Consider the following 4,588-nt stretch of genomic DNA (forward strand, 5'->3'; position numbering starts at 1 on the left):
CGCGTCCGTGCCGATCTCGGCCAGTATCTCGTCGCGGCGGTCCCCTTCGATCAGGCTGAGCAACCGACCCGCCGCGCGCTGCGACCCGTTGCGCGCGCCGGCAAGAAGGTCGGCGGTGGTCATGTCACGGAGCCGGGACCTCTATGACCGTCGCGGATCCCATGCCGCCACCCGCGCACATGGCAGCGACGCCCACACCTCCGCCGCGGCGGCGCAATTCGTGCACCAGCGTCACCAACATGCGCGCACCGGTCGCCGCGACCGGGTGGCCCAGCGAGCAGCCGCTGCCGCTGACGTTGACCCGTTCCGGGTCCAGCTCGAGCATCTTGATGGTCGCCACACACATGGAGGCAAACGCCTCGTTGATTTCGAACAGGTCCACGTCGCTGACCGAAAGCCCGGCGCGCTTAAGGGCTTTCGGGATGGCATCGACCGGCGCCAGTCCGGTCAGCGCCGGGTCCACACCGACCGACGCCCACGCCCGCACCGTCGCCAGCGCGGGCAGGCCCAACCGGTCGCTGGCGATGGTCAATACCGCGGCACCGTCGTTGGCGCCGCACGCGTTGCCAGCGGTGATGGAGAAGCCCTCGATCTCGGGGTGCAACGGCTTGAGCGAGGCCAGTTTCTCCATGCTGGTGTTGCGGCGCGGATGCTCGTCAACCGCGAACACACCGTGCGGCGTCTCGATGGGAACGATCTCCTCCTTGAAGCGGCCTTCGTCGATCGCGGCGATCGCATGTTGATGCGAACGCAGCGCCCATGCGTCCATTTCCTCCCGGCTGACACCGGCTTTGACCGCGGCGTTCCAACCCACGGTGATGGACATGTCCATATTCGGGGCGTCGGGCCGGTCGGGGTGCGTCGGGGGGAACCAGTCGACCCATTCGCCGTCGACGTTCATCTTCGACCGCGGTGACGTGGAGGCCGAGTTCACTCCCCCGGCGATGACGAGTTCGTCCATCCCGGCCCGGATGCTGGCCGCAGCACTCTGCACCGCCGCCTGCCCGGCTGCGCAGTGCCGATTGTTGGCCAGCCCGGGTACCTGGTTGAGGCCCGCGGTGATGGCCGCGTGGCGGGCCACCACCCCGCCGCCGTACATGCCTTCGCCCAGGATCACGTCGTCGACCTGAGCGGCGTCGAGGTCTGTCGCGGCTTCGCTTACCAGGTGATGGGCCAGGTCGAATGCGCTGGTGTCGCGCAACGTTCCTTTCCGGGCGGTCCCGATCGGGGTGCGCAGGGCGGACACGATCACGGCTTCAGGCACGGGTATCTCCACTTCGGTGTGCGGGGCTCGAGAGCCATCCGCGCAGACATGAGAACACTATTCTCTCAGCTAGAGAGTACGAGTTGCAAGGAGAGTCGGTCGCGGCGGCTCCCTAGACTGCTGCTGTGACGCAATCGGAGGGAACCATTGCGGTCCCGGGTGGCAATGTCTGGTTCCGGCGGGTAGGACCCCGTGGCCAGGGTGCCGGCCTCCCACTGCTCGTCGTGCACGGCGGGCCGGGGCTGCCCCACGACTATCTGGACGCGCTGCAACGGTTGGCCGACGAACGCGAGGTCATCTACTGGGATCAGTTGGGCTGCGGGCGGTCCGATCGCCCGTCTGACACCGCACTGTGGACGATGCAACGCTCGGTCGCGGAGATGGACGCCGTGGTGCGGGGTCTGGACCTGCACCGCTATCACCTCTTCGGCAACTCGTGGGGCGGGATGCTCGCCCAGCAGTACGTGCTGGACGTGCCGTCACCGGTCGCGAGTTTCGTCATCTCCAACAGCACAGCCTCGATACCGTTGTTCGCCAAGAACGTAGAGCGGTTGAAGTTGGAGTTGGATGCGGCAACGCAGGCCGCCATCGACCGCCACGAATCCGCCGGCACGACGCATTCCGCCGAGTATCAGGCGGCGATCAGGACGTGGAACCAGACTTACCTGTGCCGAAAGCGGCCGTGGCCCGCCGAACTCGAGGGCGCCTTCCGGCAGATGGGCGTCGAGATCTTCGAGACGATGTTCGGGCCGAGCGACTTTCGCATCACCGGAACGGTCCGCGACTGGGAGGTAATCGGCCGCCTGCACGAGATCACCGTTCCGACACTGTTATTGGCCGGCCGCTACGACGAGTGTTCACCTGAGGAGATGCGGGACATGCATCGACGCATTGCCGGATCGCGGTTCGAGTTCTTCGAGGCGAGCTCGCATATGCCGTTCGTCGAGGAACCGGACCGGTTCGATCACGTGATGCGGCAGTTTCTGCGCGAGCACGACTGAGCCGTTAGTTCTTGCCCGCGTTCAGCTTGTCCACTATCGACCGAAAGTCGTCGGTGGTGAAGGACTGATGTTCGGCCGACAGCGCGTAGTCCAGGCTCGCCAGCACGGCCCGCTCCAGGTGAATGTTGAGCAACCGCTTGGTGCTTTCGACGGCCTGTTGCGGCAAGGTCATGATGCGTTGGGCGCAGGCCGTCGCCTCGGCCAGGGGGTCGGCGGCCACATGATTGGCCAGCCCGAGCTCGACGGCGCGGGCGGCGCCGATCTTCGTGCCGGTCAACGCATATTCTTTGGCGAGCATCAGACTGATGTGCAGTGGCCACGTCAGCGGTCCGCCATCGGCGGCCACGAGCCCCACCTGCACGTGCGGGTCGGCGAGGAAGGCGTCTTCGGCGATGTAGACGATGTCGCTCAGCGCAACCAGGCTGCAACCCAGGCCGACAGCTGGACCGTTGACGGCCGCTATCACCGGGATTCGGCAGCGGGCCATGCCCAGCACGATCTCGCGGCCGTCCCTGATGGTCTTGGCGCGCAGGTCGGCGTCTTCGGCCAATTCGGCGAGATAGGCGAAATCACCGCCGGCCGAGAACGCTCGGCCATTGCCGGTCAGCACCGCCGCGCGTGCGGAGGGATCGTCAGTGAGCCGCTGCCACAGCCGGGCCAGGCCGACGTGCAGATTGTCGTTGACCGCGTTGAGGTCGTCCGGGCGGTTCAGCGTGATGATCCGCAACCCGCCTTCGGCGCGCACGTCGATTTCTGCTGGCATGTCGTACATGTCAGACCCCCAATCCCAAGATCCGCGAAGCGATGATGTTCTTCTGTATCTGCGACGTTCCACCCATCACGCTCTGAGCGCGGCTGTACAGGTAGGCGCTGAGCAGTTCGGGATCGCGGGTGCCGCCGACGCCCAATGCGGCATGCCCGACGGACTGCTCGACCCAGGTCATGAGCAGCTTGTCCAGTGATCCCTCCGGTCCGTGCGAGACGCCGTCGAGTTGTTCGGACAGCCTCCGGCGCACGTGATGAGTGAGCATCTCGGCTTGCACGGCCGCCCACGCGACGTCTTCTTGGGCAGCCCTGTCGCTGCGTTGCAACAGGTTTCGCACCAACTTGGTGTAGCGGGCGGCGTAGCCCAGGGTGGCGGGCTCACGCTCATGTCCGACGACGGTCATGGCCACTGCCCACCCGTCACCCGGCGCACCGACCATCCGGTCCGCCGGGACGGTGGCACCGTCGAAGAAGACCTGACCGAATTCGTTGGTGACGCCGTTGATCATCCGCAACGGATGTTGTTGCACACCAGGCTGTTTCATGGCGATGACGAAGGCCGACAAGCCGCGGTGTCGTTTGGCTTGCGGATCGGTGCGCGCCAACAGCAGACACCAGTCGGCCACATCGGAGTAGCTCGTCCAGATCTTGTGCCCGTGCACCACATAGTTGTCCCCGTCGCGGGTGGCGGTCGTGGTCAGTGACGCGAGATCCGAGCCGGCGCCGGGCTCACTGAAGCCTTGGCACCAACGCTGGCTGCCGTCGATGATGCCCGGCAGGAAGCGTTGTCGCAGTTCATCGCTACCATGCCGGCCGATCCCGTACACCAAGTAGCCGACGCTGGGCCGCGGCGGTGCCCCCGCCCGCGCCAGCTCTTCGTCGACGATGACGTCGTAAACCGGAGGCAGTTCCTGGCCGCCGTAGTCGCGGGGCCACGACAACCCGAAGAATCCTTCCCGGTACAACGCCTGGTGCCACTGCGCCTGTCGCGCCCAATAGTCGTCACCGGATCCGGAGAAGTCCGCGGCGTGCCGAGACAGCCAAGCGCGCAACCGTTCCCGGAAGGCGGCTTCTTGCGGCGAATCACGAAAGTCCAAAGTCGATCTCCTTCAGCGATACCGGCCACAGCTCGGTCGACGTCAAGGCGCGACGTAGATAGACATGCACCAGACAATCCCAGGTGTTGCCGATGCCTCCGTGCACCTGCACCGCCGTCTCGCACACGGTTCTGGTAGCACGCGCACAATAGACCTTCGCCACCTGAGCGGCTCGGACGGCTTCGTCTGGGTCGAGTTCGTCGACCGCCCAGGCGGCATGGCGCAAGATACTGATTGAACCTTCAATGAGCGCAAGGCTTTCGGCCAGCAAGTGGGCGACGGCTTGGTAGGAACCGATCTGTTTGCCGTATTGCTCGCGGATCTTGGCGTAGTCACAGGCGAGGGCGTGCGCGCCCCGGGCATCACCCACCAGATCGGCAGCCGTGGCGACCAGCGCCAGCGCGTGCCAGCGCAGCGCCACCTCGGGCGACAGCTCCCCGACCGGGACCGGCGTGCCGACC

Annotated in this window: 5 protein-coding genes and 1 pseudogene; 1 reads left to right on the forward strand and 5 read right to left on the reverse strand. The window is 66.0% G+C overall.

Annotated features, from left to right (window positions below; all coding sequences use genetic code 11):
• Both A9W95_RS28035 and A9W95_RS16500 read right to left on the reverse strand, forming a co-directional pair.
• A pseudogene (locus tag A9W95_RS28035) lies at window positions 1-123 on the reverse strand (methylmalonyl Co-A mutase-associated GTPase MeaB); the annotation flags it as partial.
• Between the two features lies 1 nt (window position 124).
• The gene (locus tag A9W95_RS16500; RefSeq protein WP_067414844.1) at window positions 125-1,264 is read right to left on the reverse strand and encodes a thiolase family protein; all 1,140 of its coding nucleotides are present in this window, start codon (window positions 1,262-1,264) and stop codon (window positions 125-127) included.
• Window positions 1,265-1,389: 125 nt separating this feature from the next.
• On the opposite strand from A9W95_RS16500, the gene A9W95_RS16505 reads away from it, so the two are divergent.
• Window positions 1,390-2,265, forward strand: coding sequence for a proline iminopeptidase-family hydrolase (locus A9W95_RS16505; RefSeq protein ID WP_067414835.1), 876 nt, complete (start codon window positions 1,390-1,392; stop codon window positions 2,263-2,265).
• Between the two features lie 4 nt (window positions 2,266-2,269).
• Here the strand turns inward: A9W95_RS16505 and A9W95_RS16510 are convergent, their stop codons facing one another.
• The 3 genes from A9W95_RS16510 to A9W95_RS16520 form a co-directional block, all read right to left on the reverse strand.
• Window positions 2,270-3,037 (reverse strand): enoyl-CoA hydratase/isomerase family protein, encoded by a 768-nt coding sequence (locus A9W95_RS16510; protein ID WP_067414839.1) that lies wholly within the window; start codon window positions 3,035-3,037, stop codon window positions 2,270-2,272.
• 1 nt (window position 3,038) lies between these two features.
• Window positions 3,039-4,127: an acyl-CoA dehydrogenase family protein gene (locus tag A9W95_RS16515; RefSeq protein ID WP_067414841.1), complete on the reverse strand. Its 1,089-nt coding sequence runs from the start codon at window positions 4,125-4,127 to the stop codon at window positions 3,039-3,041.
• The coding region (locus A9W95_RS16520; RefSeq protein ID WP_256388903.1) for an acyl-CoA dehydrogenase family protein at window positions 4,114-4,588 on the reverse strand (475 nt) is incomplete at its 5' end. The genes A9W95_RS16520 and A9W95_RS16515, both read right to left, overlap by 14 nt.

This window comes from Mycobacterium sp. 1423905.2, assembly GCF_001673155.1.
Lineage (GTDB): Bacteria > Actinomycetota > Actinomycetes > Mycobacteriales > Mycobacteriaceae > Mycobacterium.